Below are 22,181 nucleotides of genomic sequence, written 5' to 3' on the forward strand. Positions count from 1 at the left end.
CGCTCGGCGATCAGGTTGTCGATCTCAGCGCGCCCATCGCTGCAGTAATAGATCAGCGACGACCATCGGTTCAGCGCATACTGGATCGCCTTGGTCGTGTCCGACTTCGCGGAGAGCGTGGCAAGTGTCGCGTCGAGCCAGCGCTTCATGTCGTCGAGCAGCGGCACCGCTCGCGCCTGACGCACGCGCCGGCGCTCGTCGGGTGGCTTGTCGCGGATCTGCTCTTCGATCTCGTAGAGTGCACCGATCCGATGCAGCGCTTCTTCCGTGACAGCGTTGGGACGTACCGCATGCAGGTCGTGTATCTTCCGGCGCGCGTGCGCCATACAGGCGGCTTCCTGGATGGTGCCGCCGCGATATAGCTCGGCGTAGCCAGCAAACGCGTCAGCCTGCAGTACGCCGGCGAAGTGAGCGAGATGCCGTTGCGGATGCTCGCCGCGCCGATCGGGCGTGTAGGCAAACCAGACCGCCGCCGGCTCTTCGCAGGCGCTGGGCCGGTCATCTCGCACATAAACCCACAGACGTCCTGTCTTCGTGCGGCCGTTACCCGGGGCCAGTACCGGCAGCGGCGTATCGTCCGCGTGAACCTTGCCGCCGGCCAACGCATAGCGGCGCACGGCGTCGACCAACGGCGCGAGCAACGCCGTGATGCTGCCCATCCAATACCCCATTGCGCCCGGATCGGTCTCGACGCCATCGCGCGCATACATGACTGCCTGGCGGTGCAGCGGGATGTGGTAAGCGAACTTCGACACGGCAATGTGCGCAAGCAGCGCCGGGCCCGGGATGCCGCGATCGATCGGGCGGCTCGGTGCCGTCGCCTGCACGATGCGATCGCAGCACGCACAGGCCAGCTTCGGACGACGGTGACGGATCACGCGGAAGTGCGCCCGCACATACTCGAGCTGTTCCGCGACGTCTTCGCCCAGCGGCTTGAGCCGCCCACCGCAATCCGGACAGCCGTCACCGGCGGGCAGATGGATGCGCTCTTCGCGTTCGAGGTGATCAGGCAGCGGTTTGCGACCGACACTTTCGCGCTGTGCGCGCGGCGCCGCAGGAGCGGCAGACCATATCGGCTGCGCCTTCGTCGGCCTGCAGGTCTTCCAGCCGCAATTCGAGCTGCTCGATCTGGCGATCCAGCTTCTCCGACTTCCGGCCGAACTGCATGCGGCGCAGCTTGGCGATGGTCAGCTTCAGATGTTCGATCTCGAGCGTGCGCGACGAGAGCTGCTGGCGCAGCTCGGCGACCATCGCCTTCAGGGCATCAATGTCGTCTGGCAGTGTGGTCGAGGTCGATTCCATGAGGACAGTTTACGACTGCCCACGATCACGCGAACACCAGTTAACAATGGTTTACAGCGCGCTGCGTGGACGTGCGGCTTCGACCGGTTGCCGCCAATCGAAGCCCTCGAGTAAGAGCGACAGTTGGGCGGTTGTCAGCGCGACCACACCGGAGTCGGCACGTGGCCACGCGAATCGTCCTTTCTCAAGGCGTTTCGCCAATAAACATAGCCCGCCATCGCTCCAATACAAACACTTCAGCAAGTCGCCTCGCTTGCCCCGGAACACGAACACATGTCCGGAGAACGGATCTTTCTCCAGCACCGTCTGTACTTTCGCAGCCAACGAATTGAATCCGCATCGCATATCAGTGACGCCGGCTGCGATCCAAATCCTGGTGTTTTGTGGCAGGCCGATCATCGTAAAATGCGGTCGAGAACAGACTGCAGTACGGCGGGGTCGGGGGCGCCTTCAATGCGAATCGATGTCTTGCCATGTTGGATCTGGATCGAGCCGGCTGGTGTGTCGGTCGCACTCGGTACTTCGATCGCTGTCGACGGCAGAGCGGGTTCGGTGACAACAACCGGCAACATTGTTTCCGGATTCTCTTCATCGGTTAGCAGGCCTTGCGCATAGAGGCGGCGCCATGCCCACACCTGATTGGCATTGATGCCGTTCTCGCGAGCGACACGGGCAACCGACGTACCAGGCTCGAAGGTTAGTGCGACGATTGTCCGCTTCCATTCGGTCGGATGTCGGCGAGTTTGCCGTTTCGGCGCGATCTCGACTGTCTGAGTCATTCTGTCCACAACTCCTATCGTGGACACGACCGGTCATTCGTGCCCTTCGCCGGACATCATGGCATTCGCCATCGAGCGTTCAAAGACGGTACTGGTCTCGTGCTTACGGCAATGTCGGTGATCTGGAAACACATGAATGACTACCTGGTGCGCTGGATGATGCGCAAGTACAAGACTCTTGCTCGCCATAAAACGCGGGCGAGACACGCCCTCGGGCGGCTTGCGCGTCGATTCCCGACTGCCTTCGTGCATTGGGGAATGGGATGTCTTCCTGCGGTTGGATGATGGGAGCCGGATGAGTCGAGAGGCTCACGTCCGGTTCTGCGAGAGGCTGGGGGGGAAATTCCCCCGGCCTACTCACCCGTTCGTCGCCACCGGCGAAGGTTGGCTGTTTCTGGCAGCGATTCTCGATCTGACCAGTCGGCGTATCGTCGGCTGGTCGATGTCGGAGCGAATCAACGCGGATCTGGTCTGCCAAGCGCTACGCAGTGCGTACTGACAACGCAAGCCCGCGCCTGGACTACTGCTGCATTCGGATAGGGGCAGTCAGTACGCCAGTCGGGCACATCGGAATCTGGCCGCCGGATTCGGCATGACGATCTCGATGAGCCGACGTGCAAACGCATGGGACAACGCACCGATGGAGAGCTTCTTTAAAACCCTGAAAGTGGAGCGCATTTACCAAACGCGCTACGAGACTCGCGCTCAGGCCCGCCTGGATATCGTCGACTGGATCGAAGGCTATTACAATCGACAGCGCATGCACACGTCGATCGACTACTGCACTCCCGTCGACTACGAAGCCCTACGCACCGCTGCATGACATGCTGTACGTGAAAACGAGGCAGGGTCACACAAGGCCAACGACATCGATGCGCTACTGCCGCATCTCTGGCAGCCACACTCGACCGCCGCCTAAACTCGCTCGTCAAGACGCGTTGGCTAGCCGCTTACTGAGCAACAGCTTTTAGGCCGGACTCGCCGGAGCAGTAATCTCTGACGGCCGCCAGCTTGGCTTGGTCCGTGTATTTTCCCATAGTCCCTTCAGGTCGGAGTCCAACCTTCGGGGTTCAGTTCACATCTGATGGGAATCAGATTGCCTATGCCGCGTTCTCACGAACAGACGGTACATGTCGAGCGCTTACGTTGCATGCCTCGGCAGGGTACGAGCGCTGCGGACCGTTTGGCGATTATACGAATGACCCACTGAGCGTATTCATGCAGAAGCGCATCGCAGCCTGAGGCTTCGCGATTCGTCCTGCGTCAACCTGCGTTGCTACGGTATTGATCGTGTGCTTACATCTAAACGAGCCCATCATGCGTTGGAAAAATCGACATCGGGAAACGGTCCGGCCGAGCCGCTTACGCTTTACCGGCTTCGACGAACGCATCATCGCCATGTACGCACGCGGCATGAGCGTGCGCGAGATTCAGGCGTTTCTGGCCGAGAGCTAGGCACCGAGGTTTCGCCGGACTGTTTGCTACCGGGACGTGAGCGGGCTTCTGGCCCGGCCGGGTGCCGTACGCGGAGGCCGCGAACGCTGGTCGCTGCCCTTCGGGATGCTTCGTTCTCGGCTGATGGGGCGACGTCGGAGCGCATTCAGTTCCCTCTCAAGCAATCGGCACACTTGATTCCGGTTTGTGCAGAGCATTTTTAGCGCCTGTGTGGCACCAAACGCGAGAGTTCACGGACAAAGCGCGCGTTAAGGGGCAACCGGTTGACGAGCCAGCCATGCGGAACTGGAACGTCGAGTTCGGCCGCTACGAGCAGGGTGTTGTGCGCACTTGCAAACGGCATCCGCAGTGCATCTGGCAATTGACGGACGTCGCTAGGAGCATTGATCACGGTAGCCGGTATCCATTGCCCGTCTGGAAATTTCAGCTTCAACCCTTGGCCCGGCCTTGCATAAGCAGCGTCGGCTGGATCAAGATAAATCATCACCTTGGGTGCGGCGGTAAGCTGCAGTGTCATTAGTAGCGTGCCGCTACCTACGTTCTCCCTCTCACTGACGAGCACATCTGACACCACGGCATCTTCCGGCGCCTTCACACGCAAACCTTGCAAGCGGCCAGCCAGCCACACCTCTTCAGCTTTTTCCATGGTGCCGGCATGTTCAACTGCAGATTGCGCACGCAATGCCTGTTGACGCTCATGGTAAGCAAGCAGGTCTGCTTCGCGCTGATCCCGCTCGGCAGCGGCCGCCAGCACCTCTCCCGTTGTGGCAGCTCCAGTCTCTCGCAAGCCTTGCACCAGTGCCAGCTTCTGCGTTGCTCGCGTCAGTTGCCTCACCAAGACTCTGCGCAGCCCTGCTCCCGCAGGCTTGCCGGCAGGCCGCATAGCTGTCAGGCTCTGCAATTGACCGACGCGCTGGCGCCACTCGGGGTTGTCCATTTCGAGTAGCGGTTGCCCGGCCTTCACGACATCGCCGGCAACGACAACCACGTGCTCAACCTGCGCCGCATCTCGCGCGCGAATCTCCAACATTGGCACGACAAGCTGCGCCGGCGCTTCGATTACCCAAGCGCCATAGATCATTTTGCCCAAGAACCAGATGAGCGGGCTGGCCACCAGGAGCAAAATCAAATACCAGCGTACGCGGAAGGCGGCGCGTCGGCTCGGCGCGTATTGAACCTTTAACCCCTGGTCATGCGTAGGATTCCGTTCCTTACTGCTATCGAAGCGAATTTTCATGGGCGCTCGGTTCCGTTTGATTGGCGTGGGAACTCTCGCCAGTCTTGCCAATCGATCCCGGTGACTCCGAACGGAGCCAATGTATGCTGCCACCGTAAAATCTGCTCGTTCAACTGACTGTGAGGAACGCCCCACCAGCTTTCCAGCACCGACAACTGGGATTCAACGCTCTGCACAACCCTGAAACGCAGATTCGGCCAGCGCTGCGCAATGTCGCTTGCAAGCATGGTGCTGCGTTGCGGATTCCGGGTATAGATCATCAAGTTCACATCGCGCACACCGAGACCCGCCAGCGCGCAGGGCACGCAGATACGGTCTGCTGCCGGCGCGAGGAACCAGCGATAGTGGCTCGACAACGAGACGGGCCAAGCGCTCGCCGCGGCCGCCGCGGCCGTCGTGTCGATCCAATCCTTGAGCCGGCTATCCGGTACCGGCGTACCCAGCTGTTCGACTTCGAGATCGAGATTAACGCCCGCAAACGGCACATCCCTTAACCGGCGCAATACTCCGATCAGCTCGTCACGATGTGCCGGATTCAGCCAATCGGGATCCCCTAGCAGCAGATCTACGCGCATACCTTGTGCGCGCGCCATCTTCAGCAGCGTACGCAAGGCTGCCTTGGTCGCCACGAGATCCTTCAGTTGCGCCGCGGTCAGCCCCACGTAGAGCCGCTGTATGCCTGCCGCTCGTAGTGCCGCGAACTCGCCGGAACGCCGCGCGGGGTCGAGTAGCACATCGCTGCTCCAAATGTAGGTACCTTGCCCCCAGGTAGACGGGATCGGCACATCCGCCGGCGCTGCTTGCAGCGCTAGCGCGTCAGGCTGCGCTTGCCAGCGCCACGTGCGATTGCCGAGCAATACTCCGATCTCGGGTGTGCCGTCGCTTAGCAGGTGCAAGGCAGCGTCCTGAAGCCACCAGTCGTGCCACGCGTCAATACGCGCGAAGGCTGCCTGATAGAATTCACGCTGTGCTGCCTGGCGCTGCAGCACAGCAGCGTCGGCGTCCAAACCCAAGCGCACGCTACGCTCACGTACGCGCTCGACGGCGGTCGAGAAGCGCGAATTGCTTTGCTGTGCGTTCAGCACAGCAGCGTCGTGTGCACGTAAGGCCTGTCTCAGTTGCACCAGGAGGTTGCGGCGCTCCGCCTCGACGCGGTTCAGCGCAGCCATGTGGCGCGCCTTACTGGCATCTCGATGGCTGCGGGTCACGCCGGCCACATCGAAAGGCATCGAAAAATTAATGCCGATAACCAGCGAGTGCCCGAGGTACGGCACGCCTGCTCGCTCGGAAAGGTAATAGCCGAGGCTGATATTGGACTCGATATTGTCGTACCAGCGCTCGTCTCGTCCGCCGCGCGTTTCGTCCACGTGGGCAGCCGCACTGGCAACGCGAGGATTCTGGTCAATCGCGGCCTGCCATTCAGGAAAAGGAGCCGGACTCAGTGCCAACGGCTCGTCCACGGCAATCGCGTCCGCGGGCAAGGGCATCTGCGTGAGCAAGGCAAGCTGCGAGCGGTATGAATCGGCATCGGCTGTCGTCGTGCAAGGCTTCAGGACAGCCCGCCAATCGTTGTGTGCCTGACTTGCGTCGGCGGTCAGAAGCCAACCGGCCTGTTTACGCCGTTGCAATTGACCCAGCGCTTCATCGGCAACCGCAAGCAAAGGGACACACACTGCCTGCTGTTGTTGCGCGCGCCACCAGTCAGCATAAGCATTGCGTAACGTCAGCTGAAACTCCGCACGGAGCAGCACGAGCTGAAGCTGTTGACGCTCGATCGCGAAACCGCTGGCAGAAACCGCGTCTGCCTGACGTTTCAGGCTACCCAGTAGCGGGTAGCGCACTCCGACTGCCAGATTTCTCCCATAGTAGTTGGCGACTTGGTCTCCTACAACCAGTTCATGATAATCGCCAATGCCCCCCCCCGCGAAAACCTGCCAGCCCTTCTCGCTCACACGAGAACTGTAATCACTGCGCACAGCATCCAAATTTGCATATTCTGCCTGCACCGCCGGATCAGCATCGACTCCACGCAGGAGCATCTCGAGTGGCAGCGGTGCAGCGTGTGACGATGCAGCGTGGATCACCATGGCGACCGACGCACCCAGCCACGCTGCGCACCTCACGAAAGAGGATCGGATCTCCGTCAAACAACTTCTCCTATACTCTGAACCGGAATTTGACTGCCCTCTTTAATACCCACCACGGCGCCATGCTAGTTTCCTCATGTCCGCGGCGCAGCGCGTCGTTGAGAACGGCGACCGCGCTCCAGCTACGTACCATCATCATGAAGAGAGGAAAGACTGGCAGCACGAGCGCCAACCGGGAATCGGACCTTTGCCGCTCCGACACCAGCAACAACATGAACACGAACAACATCGTGGCAAGCGCGAAATAGAGTGCGTAAATCAGACAGAATAGCAACAGCAACCCTTGCCACGACAGTGTCGCGGCGGCAATGATCCAGTAGCCGGTGATGATAAACGGCAGGACAATCTGGAAGAAGAAGCCACTCCAGAGCGTCATAAGGAAGTTCGGCCAGCCAAGTAGGCGTGGGGTAATGCTGTGCTTGTGCTTTCGCATGTAAAGGAAGAATAAGTCGCCGTCCCAGCGCAAGCGCTGCTTGAGGAATTGGCGCAGGGTCACCGGCGCGTCCGTATGTCCAATGGCCTCAGGCTCGAATGGAATCCGTAGCGAACTACGAGTAAAATAATTTTTAATGCGTAGCGTAAGATCTAGATCCTCAGCCGTGTGTGTGTCCCAACCGCCAATCAGATCGAGAAAGCTGCGGCGAAAGGCGCCGAACGCCCCAGAAACATTGTTCACGACGTTCCATTCGGCCAGCCCGATCTTCGACATGTGAATCGAGAGCAAATACTCAAGTGCTTGCAGCGACGTGATTAAAGATGTTTTCGCGTTGCGCACACGCAGGCTGCCAGCCACCGCAGGCACGTCGGGATCGGCGAAATGGCGCACCATTGCGCTAACCATGTTATTGTCAAACGACGTATCCCCGTCCAGCGCCATGATTATTTCACCGCGAGCATTGGCCAGTCCTGCATTCAATGATGAAACTCGCCCCCCACGCTGCCATTTCGCGATCGGCCTGAGGAAGCGATTTGGATAACGCTGCCTGTCCAGATGAAAGTTGCGAACGGCATTAAGTGTCGCCTGGTTTACGGCCGCGCCATCGATCACGGGAATCATCTCGATTTGTCCTGGATAAATCTGCTCGGCAAGGCTGGTTAACGTCTTGTGCACGTCGACTCCCTCGCTATAGCAGGTGATGATGCAGGACACGCGAGGGCGGTAGAGCCTGATCTCCGGTGCGCCGATAGACTTGCGCGTAATCCAACGCAATACACCCGCCATGACCAGCAGATTCAGCGGCAACTCGAACAGCATGAAATATGGGAAAACCTGCAAAAACATGCGCGTCATGCTCTCCAGGCGAGCGAGTTCATCTAAGAAAGCATGCAGTGACGCGATGAGAGCGGTCATAATCAACCCAAGTCGCTCGCGAGACGCGCCATCAGCAGTTCGGAATCCTCGCGATTAATAAGATCGTCCGGCATGCTTGCCACTATCACGCGCAACTCGAGTCGAGGCACGCCTACCTCTACAGATAGTTCACTCAGCTTCAGCAGTCTTTCCCTGACCGCGTTCAAGCCGTCCCGGTTAGTTCTGGGCAGCAACAGCCATAGACATTCTTCGTTGGTTCGGGTGAATCGGTCAGTGACACGCAACTCGCCAACCATGCGCTTAATGAGGCTATCCATGAGTTGATTGGTGTGCTGCTCACCCAGCTGCGCGAGCACCGAAGAATAATTGAAGAAGCGGAGGCCGAGCAATCCAAACGAGGGGCCACCATAGCGTGCCTGTATGTCAAGCACCCATTGAAGGAGGTAGTGGAAGAAGGCGACGTTAACCGATCCGAGCGCATCGAAACCCATGCTGCCCCGTGGGTTTGTATTAGATCCAGCACGACAGTACTGCTGACCAGCGTCCGTCAGTCGATAGTTGCACACCTCGTAAATACGTAGTTCGTTTGGATTATGCTTGCGCCCGCAATCCAAGCAGCGTGCCTGCACATCGCCATCGACAAAGAACGCGTGGCAGCTACGACAACGGTAATTCTCGATCGGACGGTCATAATCGCTTCCGATGTGCCGCAAACGTGTCAGGCAATTCGGACAATTCAGCACGCCGTGTTTGAGAAACCGGTCCTGTGGTCCGACATGGCCGCATACGAAACAATGAAGCGACGGATCGCGCGATATGGCGATCGACTTGCACTCAGGGCAAATGTCAATATAGTTCAACCGCCCCGAGCCGCACTGAACGCACAGTCGCAGACGATCCACAAGCACTTCTTCCTCAATGTAGCTCTCCTGCATCATCAGTTGAAGGATCGCTAACGCACTGCCATCTTCCCGGCCCGCCAGGGCGGTAAGCAACGGATATTCGTAGTGCTGCGGCACCTGTGTATCGCTCACCGCGCGAATCATCCGCGACGGACGCAGCCATAGCCAGCCCAACACTCGCGCCTCAACGTTCCCCTCAATCCGCCGCTCTCCGAGTGCGCGATAACGGGCGCGCCAAGTGAGCCAATCGAGCTGACCAAGATCGTCCGGCGCCGGCCCGTCACCAAGCGCCTCGCACATTGAATCCTCGTCCCGGCAACAATACGCGAGCGTCAACCCGTAGGCCGGGTGTGAGCGCAGTTCGCGAAGCGTCTCCCCAGCAACGGGGCTAGGCAGGTCTATCAGTACTACGTCGTAGTAGCACGTGTCTACAGGCAAGGCGGCGACGGATTCGAAACTATCAATGACCTCGTTGGTGGCGATATCGGTCGCGAATCCGATGCGTGCACGTCGGGGAATATCCGGGAATGCATCCTGCGATGGCCCTTTATCGGGCGCGCTGTTGGCTCTATCTGGGTCTTCGTATCCGGCTTTCATGGAGACGCGGCGAGTACCGTTATCAAGATAAGACTCGTATCATATAGGGACACTGCTTACCAGAGAGTTTATTTGAAATCAGGCCCGGGAAATGTCAATAATGTTTCGATCGTACTAATATAGCGCTTTCCAATGGAACATGAGCCTGGGCGAGGGGTCTGCGCTGGCTCTTGTGTAGCGCCTTTGGCGCGTTTCCAATGCAAATGAGCCCGTTGTTGGCCCGACACGCACGGGTTGATCCTGCCTCGATTCCACGTACAGCAAGAAGTTTGATAATTTTTTGACTGTATGGAGGAAAACATGACAGAGAAGGTAGTGCCGAGACGGCAACACCACACTGACTGCGGCGATGCTCGACCGCATCCTCCACCATGCCCACATCATCCAGATCAAAGGAGACAGCTACAGACTGAAACAGCAACGCCAAGCCGGCCACGTTTCATCATCGAAGAGGTAACAACTGGCTCAGTTTTACTTTGCGCGATCAGGCGCGAAGTGGCTCAGATTTCAAATGCGTTTGACAACGGGTAGGACCCGGGACTCACCAAGCCTGAAAAGTTGTCAGGGGAAAAAGCTCGTGCGGTGGATGAGGCGTGAGTCAGCGGATTTCATAGGGGCCCGCAGCGAACAAGGCTGCAATAAGGCCGAATGTAGAGCTGCAACCCATCCTGTTCGTCAAAACCTCGAAAGTCTTGCGCAAAGGGGGCGTTCATGTAGACAACTTTACTTTGGTCTACGCGATTGCATTCCTCTTTCGTGCAGGCCAAGATTGCTGTGGGCAGCAGAGAGCGATGCGGAGACAAGAAGGCCGACAGTCTAACTCTGGGCTTTTCTGCGCCGCATAGCCGCTCCCGCATCAAATGAGAAAGCACTCCCCAGCCACATAGGCCTTGCGCCACCGCGTGATTTTCACCCCCTCGAAGAGCCCCGCCTTGAAGAACGGGTCCGATTCGATGAATGCCTGCGCTTCGCTTCGCATATCTGTGTCCACGACATAGAGACCGCCGCCTAAGTCCTTTCCCTCATCGTCTAGCTTCGCGCCGCAAGCGAGCAGCATGGAAGCATGCTCCGCGAGAAACTCGAGATGGTCGGGACGCGCTTTCATGCGCAGCGGCAGGCAATCGGGCTTGTCCCACGTTTCGATTACATATGGCATGTTGTGTCCTCCAGTCAGGCCGCGCGGCGATATTGACCGCCGTCGCGCCGGTAGTAGCCGAGTTTGTCCTCATCGATCCGCATGCCGAAGCCAGGGCCTTGCGGCACCATGAGATGGAAATCGCGGTATTGGGGTTGCTCGATCGTGATCGAATCGGCAAACAGCAGCGGTCCGAATAGCTGGCAGCCCCAGTCGAGCTTCTGAACGGTGGCGAAAAGCTGAGCGTAAGCGGCCGTGCCAATGCCGCTTTCGAGCATCGTTCCACCAAAAAGTGAGATGCCGGCGGCCTCGGCGATCGTTGCGATCTTGAGTGTCGGCAGCATGCCGCCGTGCTTGGTCAGCTTGATCGAGAATGCGTCGGCCGCGCGGCAGCGTGCGAAATCAAGCGCGCTTTCCACGGTATCGATGGCTTCGTCGGCCATAATCGGGATCGCAAACCTTTCGGTCAGTCGGCGCATCCCTTCCAGATCCGCGCGAGGCAGCGGCTGCTCGACCACGGCGATTCCACCGGCTTCGAGCCGTTCGATCGCCCATGTGGCGACTGCCTCGTCCCAGCACTGGTTCGCATCGACATGCACGCGGGCGCGATCGCCGAGCGCGGCCTTGATGGCCACGGCGCGCGCAACGTCGTCGCGAGGCTCGCCTTTTCCGAGCTTCACCAGAAAGAGATCGTGTTCTCGGGCCGTAAGCTTTTCTTCGGCCAGTTCGATGTCACGCGCGGTCTCGCCGTTGCCGAGCACGAGCAGCACACGCAGACGGTCGCGCACGGCGCCGCCAAACAGCATCGAGGCCGGCGCGCCGAGACGGCGTGCCGCGAGGTCGACGCAGGCCATCTCAACCGCGGCTTTCGCGTAGTGATTGTCCTTCAGCGATGCGGTCATCTTTTGATGCAGCAGACCCAGGTCGGATGGATTTGAGCCCATGACGGCGGGAGCGAGGTATCCGTCGATCACTGCTTTGATGGCTTCCACGGTTTCGCCGCCGTAGTGTGGGATAACAGAAGCCTCGCCGACGCCCTCGTTGCCGTCCGCATCCCGTACGCGTACGACCACGAGGCTCTGGCTGTTGATCGTCGCCATTGCCAGTTTGTGCGGACGTACGGTGGGCAGATCGACGATGATGGATTCGATTGAAACGATATTCATGTAATCACCTTCAATGGATCTTGTGCTGCCTGCAGCATTCAACGTTCAGGCTGATTTCGCGCGGATGCGGCCGACGCTGACGGCGAGTGCGAGCGCGGACAGGGCCAGCATGAGTCCGATCACGGCCAGTCCACCAAAGAGGCTGCCCGTCATCGCGCCGGACCAGCCAACGATGACAGGGCTCAGAAAGCCGCCAATTGCGCCAGCGCTGCTGATGAACGCGATTCCACCTGCTTTCGCGGTAGGAGAGAGATACGCGGGGGGAATGGTCCAGAAAACAGCGAGCGCGGCCCACGTGCCGCCCGCGACAACCGACATCGAAGCCATCGTCCAGAACATGCTCGACGAAGCTAGCGGGAGCAGCATTAGGCTCGCGCTCGCCGCGAGCATCGAAACGGCAAAGTGCCAGCGGCGCTCCTGATGACGATCGGAACTACGGCCGATGAAGAAGACGGCAGCGATCGCAACAGCGGGCGGAATCGCGGCGAGCGCGCCGATGATGGTCACGCCTACGCCGAAGTGCTTGAGAAGCGTGGGTGTCCAGAGCGAGACTGCCTGGGTGCCTGCGAGAATCGATAGGTAGGCGAGCGCGAGCAAAAGCACGTTCGGATCGCGGAACAATTGCGCGAGGGAGCGATGCTCGCCGCGCGGCGACGGAGCCTCCGATGCGAGGCGGGCGAGCAGAAAATCCCTTTCGGCACGCGAAAGCCAGCGGGCATGTTCCGGCTTGTCGTCGACGTAGAAGAAGCAGAAGAGGCCCAGGAGAATGGCAGGCACGCCTTCGTAGATGAAGATCAACTGCCAGCCGCGCAACGCGTGCAAGCCGTCGAGCGACATCAGCCAGCCAGAGATGGGACTGCCTATGACGCCCGCTATCGACGCGCCCATTGCGAAGAACGAGGTGGCGCGCCCACGAATCTCCTTCGGCAGCCAAAAGCTGAAGTAAAGGATGATGCCCGGAAAGAACCCCGCCTCCGCCACGCCCAGTAGAAAGCGCATTACATAGAATTGGGTTGGTGTGGAAATGAACGCCATCCCGACAGAGAGCGCGCCCCAGAAAACCATGATGCGGGTGAACGTGAGACGCGCGCCGATGCGGGCCAGCAGCAGATTGCTTGGCATCTCAAACAGAAAATAGCCGGCAAAGAACAAGCCTGCGCCAAGTCCGTAGACTACCTCGCCGAATGCGAGATCACTCATGAACTGCAGCTTGGCAAACGCGACGTTCGTGCGGTCGATCTGGGCGATCACGTAACCGATCACGGCGAGCGGCACGATGCGCCAGGCAATCCTGCGATCGAGCGCACGCGCTGCTTCCGTTGGATTCGCTGTTACAGCCGCCGCAGCAACACTGTAATCGTCGCTGGCGAGCCGGCCTTTTTGGGCCGCCAGTGTCTCCTGTGTAGTTTGCATGGGATTCGTCTCCTCTTTGACGATTGGAGTATGTGATAGCGATTCGATTGCGTCCAATAATTAATATGCTGCTGAGTGATAAGCTATCGTGATCGTAACCGAGAATGAACCATGGACCTTCGCTGCCTGCGCTCCTTCGTGATGCTTGCCGACACGCTCCATTTCGGCCGTGCGGCAGAGCGGCTCCATCTCGCGCAACCCGCTTTGACGCAGCACATCCAGCGGCTCGAAAAAGAACTGGGAGTACGCCTTCTGGAGCGCGGTCCGCGCAACGTCAGCCTGACGCACGTGGGTAGTCAGTTTCTCGTCGAAGCACGTGGGGTGCTCGCCCAGGTCGAAAGGGCGGCGCTCGTGGCCATACGCGCCCAGCGCGGCGAGGTGGGCCGCATCGAGGTGAGCTATGCGAGCTCGATGGCCTACTCGGGGATCCTTCCGGCGTTGTTGAACGAGTTCGAGCGGATTGCGCCGGACGTAACCGTCGGATTGACGGAAGCGGATCAGGAGTCGCAACTCGTCCTTCTAGAGGAGGGGCGCGCGGATGTTGCACTGGTACGGCTGCCGGTGGACAATCTGCCGGCCAGCCTCTCAACGCTCACGCTGAGAAAGGAGCGCGTCGTGGTTTGCCTGCGCGAAGGGCATCGTCTTGCCGAACACCGAGTGACAATGGCCGATCTCGCAAACGAGCCGTTTCTCGCAACACACTTGAGAGAAGGGCAAGGGTTTTACGACACGGCATTGCAGTTGTGTCGCGCGGCCGGCTTCGAGCCGAGGATCGTCAGTCGCTCTCACCAGTTTGCGACGATCGTGGGCCTTGTCGCGGCGGGGCGAGGAGTTGCACTCGTACCGGAGCCAGTCAGCAAGCTGACGTTGCCGGGCGTCGTTTATGTGCCGCTCGAAAAGACGTCGCTCACCTCCGACGTTGCCGTTGCGTCTCGAGCGACCGGCAATGCGCCGGCTACACAACGCTTACTCGATCTGTGCGCCGACCTGGGCAGGCAAGCCGATCAAAAGCGGGCTCGGCCCGCTCGTCGTTGAAGTCAGGCGCAGGCTGGTTGCTGCTGGCCGTCGAGCATGTGTCTCAGACGCGACTGGATCAGGGTGGCGGCATCATCCATGATGGTGTCGATCAGGTCCTTCACTGAGGGAGGCATTGTCACGTTGGCAAGGGCGGTCGAGTTAAGATGACCAGATGACAAAGACCAAATCGCTCTATCACGGTCACCGGTTCCCTGCGGCGGTCATTAGCTGCGCGGTGCGTTGGTACTTCCGGTTTCAGTTGAGCCTGCGCGACATCGAAGAGTTGCTGTTCGAGCGTGGCGTCGTGGTCAGTTATGAAACGATCCGGCGTTGGTGCGATAAATTCGGCGCGGGCTTTGCGCATCGCGTTAAGGTTTCTCGGCGCAAACCTGGCGCGACATGGCACCTCGACGAGGTGTTCGTGACGCTGCGCGGCGAACCCTGGCTGCTGTGGCGTGCCGTCGACCAACACGGCGTCGAACTCGATATTCTTCTCCAGAAGCGCCGCGACAAAACCGCGGCGAAACGGTTCTTCAAGCGCGTTCTTGCCTCCTGTGCCGAAGCACCGCGCAAGATTGTGACCGACCAACTACGCAGCTATCGGGCCGCGAAAGCCGAAATCGCCGAGCTGGCGAACGTCAAGCATGTATTCGTCAAAGCCAGCGCCCGGGTGAACAACCGCGCCGAAAACAGTCATCAGCCCACGCGGGAACGCGAGCGTCGAATGCGTGGTTTCCGAGTCCCTCAACGCACCCAGGCGTTCCTGTCGAGCTTCGGCCCGATCCGGCAGCACTTCACGCTGAAGAGACATTTGCTACGCGCCTCCCTTTATCGCAATCAGCTCGCCGTGCGCTTTGTCGCATGGCGTCACTTCACTGAGCTCACCCAAGGCTCGTCCGCTTTCTGAGAGAACGGGCTCCCTCTCCGTCATTGCGTCGCGAACAACTCAACGTGACAGCGCCGTTCAGCGACGTGGTCGACCTGACGACATTCCATACCGACATGCGCGACCTGCCGTTGTTCATGCAGGTGCGCGACCGCTACCTCGATGCGCACCCGAAGCCGGCGTGGACGGCGGTCGGCGCGCACATGCTGGGCGGTTCGCCCGGTTATATCGTCGAGATCAAGGCGGTGGCCGTGCTGGCGGACTGATCGCGGCGTCGCATTGCCGTCCGGCGCCCGCTCACGCGTGCGGCGCCGGATCGTCGCGTTGCGCCGCCGGCAAATACGCGATCCCGTGCTCGTCGTACAGATCGTAGATGAGCCGCAACATGCGTTCGATGTCGTCGGACTCGTCGAGCATGCGCATGCTCATGATGATCGGCGACACGAGCCCCGCGTTATCCAGCTCGTGGTATGACACGTCGTCGCGCTTGAGACCGTACACGCTCTTTGGCACGACCGATACGCCTTCGCCCGCCGCGACGAGCCCGAGCGCGATCTGCAGCTCGTGCGTTTCCAGCACGCGCGCCGGCTTGAGCGCGCGATCGTGGAACGCGGCGAGCACCTGGTCCGCATAGCTCGGGCGCGGCGCCTTCGGAAACACGATCAGCGTGTCGTCGAGCAGGTCGTGCAGCGACAGTGCCGCGTTTGTTTCGCACAGCCGGTGGCCGAGCGGCAGCGCCGCGATCATCGGCTCCTCGCGCAGCACGACGCGGCGCACGCTCGGGTCGTTGAGGCGGATGCGCCCGAACCCCACGTCGATGCGGCCTTCCTTGAGCGCCTTGATCTGGTCCATCGTCGACATCTCGTGCAGGCTCAGCTCGACTTCGGCATGCCGCTGGCGATAGCGGCGAATCACTTTCGGCAGCATCCCGTACAGCGTCGAGCCGACGAAGCCGACCGACAGGCTGCGCTCGATCTTGCCGACGCGGCGCGTCATCGATTCGAGCTCGGCCGTTTGCGCAAGCAACTGGACTGCATGCTGGTGGAAGAAGCGGCCGGTCTCGGTAAGCTTCAGCGGCCGAGCATCGCGCTCGAACAGTAATGCGCCGAGCAGTTGCTCGAGTTGCTGGATCTGCCGGCTCAGCGGCGGCTGCGCGATATGCAGGCGTTGCGCGGCCCGCGTGAAGCTGCGTTCTTCGGCGACCGCGACGAAATAGCGAAGATGGCGTAGCTCCATGCTCGTTGGTGTCGAGTGGTGAGAGGGGATGAAGCCGCGGGGCCGTGAATTGGCCAGCCACATTTTACGGCAGCATCAACGCGAGCGCGGTCAATTGTTTCCTGAAAATTCGTTCGGCTTGCAGAGGGATTCGTGCTGCATGGCTCATCTCTGCACCAAAGAAGGGCGATCGCTACATGCATACCTGTCAGATATGAACCGATACCCATTCGGTGTTGGACTGGTCATTTTGTGATCGCTAATATCGCCGCAAACAGGTTGCAAACCGGACGGAACGACGCAACAAGGAGACGCCCCCCGATCACATTCCCCATCGGCCGGAAGCCGGCGGCGAGTCGAGCGACAACGTGTCGGCGCTCGACGCGCGTGCCGCATTGATCCGGTCCAGTCGTGCCCTTCAGAAAAGCCCCTGCGTTTCGAACCGCCGGATACCGGCGGGCGTGGTGTCGAGTCGGCGGGAATGAATTCATCGATTCCGGATGGCTGATCAGTTATCCGAAGAAATCGGAAATACCCCTATAAAAATTTGGAGACGGAATGAGATTTCAGCATCTCGCAGGCGGGGCTTTGCTCGGATTCGCGACGGCCGGTTTTGCGCAAAGCAGCGTGACGTTGTATGGCGTCGTGGATACGGGCGTCGAATATGTGTCGCACGCCAATGCCGCAGGGAAAGGCATCGTGCGTATGCCTTCGGTCACCGGCGAGCTGCCGTCGCGCTGGGGCTTGCGCGGGTCGGAAGATCTCGGCGGCGGCTACAAGGCCGTCTTCGCGCTCGAGAGCGGCTTCAATGTCGGCAGCGGCACGATGGGGCAGGGCGGCCGGCTGTTCGGCCGGCAAAGCTGGGTGGGGATCGAAAGCCCGTACGGCACGCTGTCGTTCGGCCGCCAGTACACGATGACGTATTACGCGGTGCTCGATTCCGACCTGCTCGGCCCGAACATCTACGGGCTGCCGTCCCTCGACGCGTACATCCCGAACGGCCGTGCAGACAATGCCGTGGCATGGCGCGGCAAGTTCGGCGGCTGGACGGCCGGCGCGATGTACTCGTTCGGCCGCGATTCGGCCGGGACGGGGAACTCGCCGGGGCAGGGGACGTGCGCGGGCCCGACGCCCGGCGAAACGACCGTGTGCCGGCTGTGGTCGGCGATGCTCAAATACGATTCGACGTCGTTCGGCGCGGCCGCATCGTATGAAGAACAACGCGGCGGCGGTGCGACGGCGGCCGCGAACTTCTTCGACGGCGTCAAGCCGATGCCGCTGACGTCGAGCGGCGACAAGGACGATCGCGCGCAGGTCAACGGGTACGTCAGCGCGTTCGGCGTGAAGTTCGGCGGCGGCTGGATCGGCCGCTGGGTCGACACCGATTCGTTGGGCGGCCCGAACGTGCACTCGAACCTGTTCTACCTCACCGCGAACTACTACGTGACGCCCGCCTTCCTGGTCGACGGCGGCGTCTATCACGTCAATGTGTCGGGCCAGGACGCGCGTGCGACGCTCGGCGCGTTGCGCGGCACCTATTTTCTGTCGAAGCAGACGGCCGTCTACCTGCAGGGCGCGTACCTCGCCAACAGCGCGCACGCCGCATTCACGATCAGTGCCGGCGGGGGCGGTACGACGCCCGCACCGGGGCAGAGCCAGGTCGGCGTGATGGCCGGCGTCCGGCACATGTTCTGAGCGGATCGCTTCGAAGCCGCATCAGGCGAACCGGCGTGTGCCGGTTCGCTTTCAAGCACGTCAATAACTCGAGAGAAGACGGAGGGGCATGATGAAATCGACGATCAGCGGCAACGGCGGTCGCCGTGCATGGCGTTGGGGCGTAGTGACGGTTGCGGTCGCGTCCGCGACAGGTACCCTGGCATTGTCCGGCTGCAACGATCACGACGTGGACGCGTCGGGAAGCGGCACGACTTCCGTCGCGCTGGAATGCAACGACACGATGAAAGCGCGATTCGCGCCGGATGCGAACACCACCGTGATTGCGGTGAAATCGTTCAAGGCCGGCGATCCGCTCGTGCTTGCCGCGTCGGCCGCGACTTCCGCGACGCCGGTTGCCGGCAGCGATCTGTGTCTCGTCAAGCTGAACGTGGGCCCCGGCCATGCGGGGCCGGCGGGCGCCCCGTCGACGTCGGCGGGCATCGGCATGGAAATCTGGCTGCCCGCGCCTGCGCACTGGAATCGCCGGATCCACAATCTCGGCGGCGGCGGCTGGCAAGGCGGCGCGTATGACGACCCGACGCAGATCGCCAGCGCCGGCGGCGTGCCGGGCGCGGCGACGATCGCGGCCGCCGAGGGCGCGGTGGTCGGCACGACGGATACCGGGCACGCGATCCCGAACGGTTCGTTCGCGATGAATCCGGATGGCACGATCAACACGACGCTGTGGGGCGACTTCGCGCAGCGCAGCCTGCACGAACTCGCGTTGAAGACGAAGGCGCTGGTCGCCGCGTACTACGCGACGCAGCAGCAGTATGCATATTGGGACGGCTGCTCGACTGGCGGCCGGCAGGGCTACAACGAGGTGCAGAACAACCCGTCCGACTACGACGGCTATCTGAATGGCGCGCCTGCGTTCAACTGGTCGAAGTTCATTACGGGCGAGCTCTATCCGCAGGTTGTCGCGCAAAACGATCTCGGCGGCGTGACACTGACCGACGCGCAGCAGACGCTGCTGTCCGGCGCGGCCGTCAGTGCGTGCGATTCGGTCGGCGGCCAGCATCTCGGCTATCTGACGGACCCGGCCCAGTGCCGCTACGACCCGACGCAGGACGCGAGCGTGTTGTGCTCCGGCGTGACGATCGGTGCCGTCACCGGGACGAACACGACGGCCGCGTGCGTGACGGCCGCACAAGCGACGGTGATGAACAAGACCTGGTACGGGATGACGCGCGACGGTTCGGTGCCGAGCCCGGCTGCGGACATCGGCACGGCAACGTCGCTCGCGAGCAATCAGCTCTGGTTCGGCCTGATGCGCGGCACCCTGACCGGCGCGCTGGCCGGATCGTCGCCGTTCAGTATCTCGACCGACCTGGTCGCGCTGGAACTGCAGGATCCGACGATCGCGGGAGCCGGCTTCACGAACGCGACCGGAAACGGCGCGAACAAGTGGAAGAGCCTGAGCTATGCCGGGCTCGCGAACGCCTACGATCAGGGCATCGCGCTGCAGACGTCGTTCGGCAATATCAATACCGACAATCCGGACCTGTCGGAGCTCGTGAAGGCCGGTGCGAAGGTGCTGCATTACCACGGTGTTGCCGATCCGCTGATCACGCCGTCGGGCAGCATCAACTACTACGAACGCGTCGCGAGCCGGATGGGTGGCATCCCGGTCGTGCAGCAGTTCGACCGGCTGTTCCTGGTTCCCGGCATGGGGCATTGCAGCGGGTATGGTGGCGTCAACGGTATGGCCGGCCCCGCGCAGACGGCCAATACGGTGCCGCTGCCGCATGCCGATCGTCAGGACCTGTATGCGCAGCTGGTCGACTGGGTCGAGCACGGGAACGCGCCGGCTCGCATCGAGTTGACGTCGGCGGACGGCAGCGCGAGCCAGCCGGTTTGCATGTATCCGACGAAGGCCACGTACAACGGCTCGGGCTCCATCAAGGACGCGGCGAACTATTCGTGCAAGTCAACGTGAGCGACGGGATGCGTGCGGCGGGGCAGGCAGCGCGCATCCGGCTTCGTTGCGGAAATCCATTTCGTGCCTGGCGTAGTCATCGGCGTACTGAGGTCGACATGGGGCTTTGCGTGCGGAGGTTCGCCGGCTGGTTCGGTTGACGTTCCAAAGCATCGCGGGCTTGACGAGATTTCGGCTGCATGAGCGTTCCACGTGGCGCATTTCGGTGAATTGCATGCTGGTTGCGGGCACATCGAACGCATGGGCGGTCGCGGCGGGCGCGAACGGAATCGGCAAGCACAACGGCCCTTGCATTACAGCCCGGTTGTAAATATGGCGCCGGTGTCCGGCTTGTGCGCTGATCGGGCGACCGGCGCGAGGCGCGGCACGTCGATTGCTACCTTGTCGCGTTCCGGTGCGCCGCCTCGCACGGAATCGTGGCGGCCGCCGGCTACCGCGAACCGGGGTAATCGTACCTTTCGTGCGAAAAATGGCGATATCCACGGTAGAGCCGCTTGCGGCAAGGCTCCGCGGCTTTAACGTTTTCCGCGAATGCGAAGGCGCACAACCCATTGATTGACAAAGCTTTTTCGAACCAAACCGCCAGATACTGCACGAAAGGTACGATTACCCCTATGTCAGAGGTAGACGACGTGCTGGAATTTGCCGACCCGGACACGAGTGCCGATGACCGGAAAGTTCGACTGCAGAAGATCTTGAAACCTGGCTCGCGCTTCCTCTATCGATACGACTTCGGAGATGGCTGGGATCACGCCGTCGTCGTTGAGAAAGTAGAGACCATTGGGAGCGAACCGTGGTGCGGCCCAGGTCATCGACGGTGCTCGCGCGTGCCCGCCGGAAGATGTGGGCGGCCCGCCTGGCTACGACGCGTTCTTGAGCACGCTATCCAACGATCCGAATAGCGAAGAGGCTGAACATTACCGAAACTGGGTCGGCCCCGGCTTCGAGGCCGAACTGTTCGATCTGCGCGCTGCCAATGCCACGCTGCTGCGCATGGCATCCAATCGTTGGGGAAACCGGTAACTCACGCTGTCAAGACTCGGCTCCACGCTTACGATTGATGTTCACAATGCGGAACGACGGAATTTTCTGGGGTTCCTGCGTAGAACCCGATCAAGCTCCGCGACGGCACTGAAGTCTCCTCGACTCGGGCTACGACCGTGCACACACGGATCTGAAAAACTTCGTGCCCCACGGCTTTGGTCGGAATTTGAAATTTCCATTTAAAATCATCGAATTAAGGTCATTTTGGCGAAAATTTCACGAATCCCGGTCGACCCTCTACCTCTGTGCCGTGGCGACGGCGACGATCACGTCGCTGCCGTCGTGCGCGTTGCGCGAATACGTCGATCCAGTCGGCGAACAGGCTGCCGGTGCTGTAGAACTTGCGGCCGTTCAACACGAGCCGGCCGTCTTGCTCCGAGACCTTCGTGGTGGTCTGGCCGAGCGGCACGTCGCCGGCCTCTGACCACGCGTTGCCGACCAGCTGGCCGCTCGCGAAGCGGTCGAACCACGCGCTGCGCTGCAGCCCGGGCGGCGCGTTCAGCCAGTCCTCGACGAACGCGAAGTGGCCGCGCAGCGCCTGCGGCAGATTGGAGTCGGCCGTGGCGAGCTCGGTCAGCAACTGGAACAGTCGCGGCAGCGACGCACCGTCGCCGCCATCGCGCACCGGCAGCCGTATCGCGGCGACGGTCGCGCTCGGCGGTGCCGGCCGCGATGCGCTCGAAGATCGGCCTGAAGCGGCTCGCGAGTGCGTCGTAGTCGGCGCCGGTGGAAAGTTCGGTTGCTGCGGGAGACGAAGTCATGCGGTGATCCTTAAAAGACAGGGCCGTCGATGCCGGCGAGCCAGTATAGGAAGCACGCTGCGGACGATCCAATAACGGATTCGTACATCGTTATCGCCACCGGGCATTACGTGGGCGAGGCGGCGTGGCATCGATGCCGAGGCGTCGATATCGTTGCT

General features: G+C 61.0%; 14 protein-coding genes and 7 pseudogenes. 9 read left to right on the plus strand and 12 right to left on the minus strand.

Annotation, left to right across the window (positions count from 1 at the left end; genetic code table 11):
- The 3 genes and pseudogenes from tnpC to tnpA form a co-directional block, all read right to left on the minus strand.
- Nucleotides 1-1,302, minus strand: a pseudogene (gene tnpC, locus BFF94_RS35545) (IS66 family transposase); the annotation flags it as partial.
- 51 nt (nt 1,303-1,353) lie between these two features.
- The gene (tnpB, locus tag BFF94_RS35550; protein WP_059671215.1) at nt 1,354-1,701 is read right to left on the minus strand and encodes an IS66 family insertion sequence element accessory protein TnpB; all 348 of its coding nucleotides are present in this window, start codon (nt 1,699-1,701) and stop codon (nt 1,354-1,356) included.
- Complete coding sequence (gene tnpA / locus BFF94_RS35555) at nt 1,698-2,081, minus strand: IS66-like element accessory protein TnpA (RefSeq protein WP_128849925.1); 384 nt, start codon at nt 2,079-2,081, stop codon at nt 1,698-1,700. Before tnpA ends, tnpB begins: the two co-directional genes overlap by 4 nt.
- A gap of 364 nt (nt 2,082-2,445) precedes the next feature.
- Between tnpA and BFF94_RS35560 the strand changes: the two are divergent.
- Nucleotides 2,446-2,904, plus strand: a pseudogene (locus BFF94_RS35560) (IS3 family transposase); the annotation flags it as partial.
- A 542-nt stretch (nt 2,905-3,446) separates the two neighbouring features.
- Nucleotides 3,447-3,556 (plus strand): annotated as a pseudogene (locus BFF94_RS35565) (transposase); the annotation flags it as partial.
- Between the two features lie 179 nt (nt 3,557-3,735).
- Here BFF94_RS35565 and BFF94_RS35570 read toward each other — a convergent pair.
- From BFF94_RS35570 to BFF94_RS35585, 4 genes are read right to left on the minus strand one after another with little or no spacing between them, the layout of a single operon-like run.
- Nucleotides 3,736-4,773 carry an HlyD family secretion protein gene (locus BFF94_RS35570; protein WP_128842764.1) on the minus strand — a complete coding sequence of 346 codons (1,038 nt, stop codon included), beginning with the start codon at nt 4,771-4,773 and terminating at the stop codon, nt 3,736-3,738.
- Nucleotides 4,770-6,920: a TolC family protein gene (locus BFF94_RS35575; RefSeq protein WP_219140410.1), complete on the minus strand. Its 2,151-nt coding sequence runs from the start codon at nt 6,918-6,920 to the stop codon at nt 4,770-4,772. Before BFF94_RS35575 ends, BFF94_RS35570 begins: the two co-directional genes overlap by 4 nt.
- Nucleotides 6,921-6,930: 10 nt before the next feature.
- The gene (locus tag BFF94_RS35580) at nt 6,931-8,271 is read right to left on the minus strand and encodes a glycosyltransferase family 2 protein (protein ID WP_201260377.1); all 1,341 of its coding nucleotides are present in this window, start codon (nt 8,269-8,271) and stop codon (nt 6,931-6,933) included.
- Nucleotides 8,272-8,273: 2 nt separating this feature from the next.
- Nucleotides 8,274-9,731, minus strand: a complete 1,458-nt coding sequence (locus BFF94_RS35585) for a TackOD1 domain-containing metal-binding protein (protein WP_128842762.1) — start codon at nt 9,729-9,731, stop codon at nt 8,274-8,276.
- 325 nt (nt 9,732-10,056) lie between these two features.
- On the opposite strand from BFF94_RS35585, the pseudogene BFF94_RS35590 reads away from it, so the two are divergent.
- Nucleotides 10,057-10,188, plus strand: a pseudogene (locus BFF94_RS35590) (ATP-binding protein); the annotation flags it as partial.
- 399 nt (nt 10,189-10,587) lie between these two features.
- Here BFF94_RS35590 and BFF94_RS35595 read toward each other — a convergent pair.
- Genes BFF94_RS35595 through BFF94_RS35605 form a run of 3 tightly spaced genes read right to left on the minus strand, consistent with a single transcriptional unit; the run spans nt 10,588 to nt 13,445 of the window.
- The gene (locus BFF94_RS35595) at nt 10,588-10,887 is read right to left on the minus strand and encodes a YciI family protein (RefSeq protein WP_128842761.1); all 300 of its coding nucleotides are present in this window, start codon (nt 10,885-10,887) and stop codon (nt 10,588-10,590) included.
- A 14-nt stretch (nt 10,888-10,901) separates the two neighbouring features.
- Complete coding sequence (locus BFF94_RS35600; protein WP_128842760.1) at nt 10,902-12,032, minus strand: muconate cycloisomerase family protein; 1,131 nt, start codon at nt 12,030-12,032, stop codon at nt 10,902-10,904.
- Between the two features lie 45 nt (nt 12,033-12,077).
- Nucleotides 12,078-13,445: an MFS transporter gene (locus BFF94_RS35605; RefSeq protein WP_128842759.1), complete on the minus strand. Its 1,368-nt coding sequence runs from the start codon at nt 13,443-13,445 to the stop codon at nt 12,078-12,080.
- Nucleotides 13,446-13,556: 111 nt separating this feature from the next.
- Here BFF94_RS35605 and BFF94_RS35610 point away from each other — a divergent pair, with 111 nt between their 5' ends.
- From BFF94_RS35610 to BFF94_RS35620, 3 genes and pseudogenes are all read left to right on the plus strand, one after another.
- Nucleotides 13,557-14,480: a LysR substrate-binding domain-containing protein gene (locus BFF94_RS35610; RefSeq protein ID WP_128842758.1), complete on the plus strand. Its 924-nt coding sequence runs from the start codon at nt 13,557-13,559 to the stop codon at nt 14,478-14,480.
- A 154-nt stretch (nt 14,481-14,634) separates the two neighbouring features.
- Entirely contained in the window at nt 14,635-15,369 is a 735-nt protein-coding gene (locus tag BFF94_RS35615) for an IS6 family transposase (protein WP_128842757.1), read from the plus strand.
- Between the two features lie 50 nt (nt 15,370-15,419).
- Nucleotides 15,420-15,614 (plus strand): annotated as a pseudogene (locus BFF94_RS35620) (Rid family hydrolase); the annotation flags it as partial.
- Between the two features lie 31 nt (nt 15,615-15,645).
- On the opposite strand, the gene BFF94_RS35625 reads toward BFF94_RS35620, so the two are convergent.
- Nucleotides 15,646-16,584, minus strand: coding sequence for a LysR family transcriptional regulator (locus BFF94_RS35625; RefSeq protein ID WP_128841308.1), 939 nt, complete (start codon nt 16,582-16,584; stop codon nt 15,646-15,648).
- Nucleotides 16,585-17,121: 537 nt separating this feature from the next.
- Here BFF94_RS35625 and BFF94_RS35630 point away from each other — a divergent pair.
- The 3 genes and pseudogenes from BFF94_RS35630 to BFF94_RS35640 form a co-directional block, all read left to right on the plus strand.
- A complete protein-coding gene (locus BFF94_RS35630) occupies nt 17,122-18,258 on the plus strand; it encodes a porin (protein WP_128841309.1) in 1,137 nt (378 codons plus the stop codon).
- Between the two features lie 91 nt (nt 18,259-18,349).
- On the plus strand, nt 18,350-20,218 hold the full coding sequence (locus BFF94_RS35635) for a tannase/feruloyl esterase family alpha/beta hydrolase (protein ID WP_128841310.1): 1,869 nt from the start codon (nt 18,350-18,352) through the stop codon (nt 20,216-20,218).
- A gap of 614 nt (nt 20,219-20,832) precedes the next feature.
- Nucleotides 20,833-21,241, plus strand: a pseudogene (locus BFF94_RS35640) (plasmid pRiA4b ORF-3 family protein); the annotation flags it as partial.
- A 264-nt stretch (nt 21,242-21,505) separates the two neighbouring features.
- Here BFF94_RS35640 and BFF94_RS35645 read toward each other — a convergent pair.
- Nucleotides 21,506-22,023, minus strand: a pseudogene (locus BFF94_RS35645) (acyl-CoA dehydrogenase family protein); the annotation flags it as partial.
- Nucleotides 22,024-22,181 lie beyond the last annotated feature (158 nt).

The sequence above is a fragment of the Burkholderia catarinensis genome, assembly GCF_001883705.2.
Taxonomy (GTDB): Bacteria; Pseudomonadota; Gammaproteobacteria; order Burkholderiales; family Burkholderiaceae; genus Burkholderia; species Burkholderia catarinensis.

Bases quoted from the DNA above. Each gene is read 5' to 3' on its own strand.
- tnpB (WP_059671215.1), bottom strand. From the start codon at position 1,701: ATGATCGGCCTGCCACAAAACACCAGGATTTGGATCGCAGCCGGCGTC.
- tnpA (WP_128849925.1), bottom strand. From the start codon at position 2,081: ATGACTCAGACAGTCGAGATCGCGCCGAAACGGCAAACTCGCCGACAT.
- BFF94_RS35570 (WP_128842764.1), bottom strand. From the start codon at position 4,773: ATGAAAATTCGCTTCGATAGCAGTAAGGAACGGAATCCTACGCATGAC.
- BFF94_RS35580 (WP_201260377.1), bottom strand. From the start codon at position 8,271: ATGACCGCTCTCATCGCGTCACTGCATGCTTTCTTAGATGAACTCGCT.
- BFF94_RS35585 (WP_128842762.1), bottom strand. From the start codon at position 9,731: ATGAAAGCCGGATACGAAGACCCAGATAGAGCCAACAGCGCGCCCGAT.
- BFF94_RS35595 (WP_128842761.1), bottom strand. From the start codon at position 10,887: ATGCCATATGTAATCGAAACGTGGGACAAGCCCGATTGCCTGCCGCTG.
- BFF94_RS35600 (WP_128842760.1), bottom strand. From the start codon at position 12,032: ATGAATATCGTTTCAATCGAATCCATCATCGTCGATCTGCCCACCGTA.
- BFF94_RS35605 (WP_128842759.1), bottom strand. From the start codon at position 13,445: ATGCAAACTACACAGGAGACACTGGCGGCCCAAAAAGGCCGGCTCGCC.
- BFF94_RS35610 (WP_128842758.1), top strand. From the start codon at position 13,557: ATGGACCTTCGCTGCCTGCGCTCCTTCGTGATGCTTGCCGACACGCTC.
- BFF94_RS35615 (WP_128842757.1), top strand. From the start codon at position 14,635: ATGACAAAGACCAAATCGCTCTATCACGGTCACCGGTTCCCTGCGGCG.
- BFF94_RS35625 (WP_128841308.1), bottom strand. From the start codon at position 16,584: ATGGAGCTACGCCATCTTCGCTATTTCGTCGCGGTCGCCGAAGAACGC.
- BFF94_RS35630 (WP_128841309.1), top strand. From the start codon at position 17,122: ATGAGATTTCAGCATCTCGCAGGCGGGGCTTTGCTCGGATTCGCGACG.
- BFF94_RS35635 (WP_128841310.1), top strand. From the start codon at position 18,350: ATGAAATCGACGATCAGCGGCAACGGCGGTCGCCGTGCATGGCGTTGG.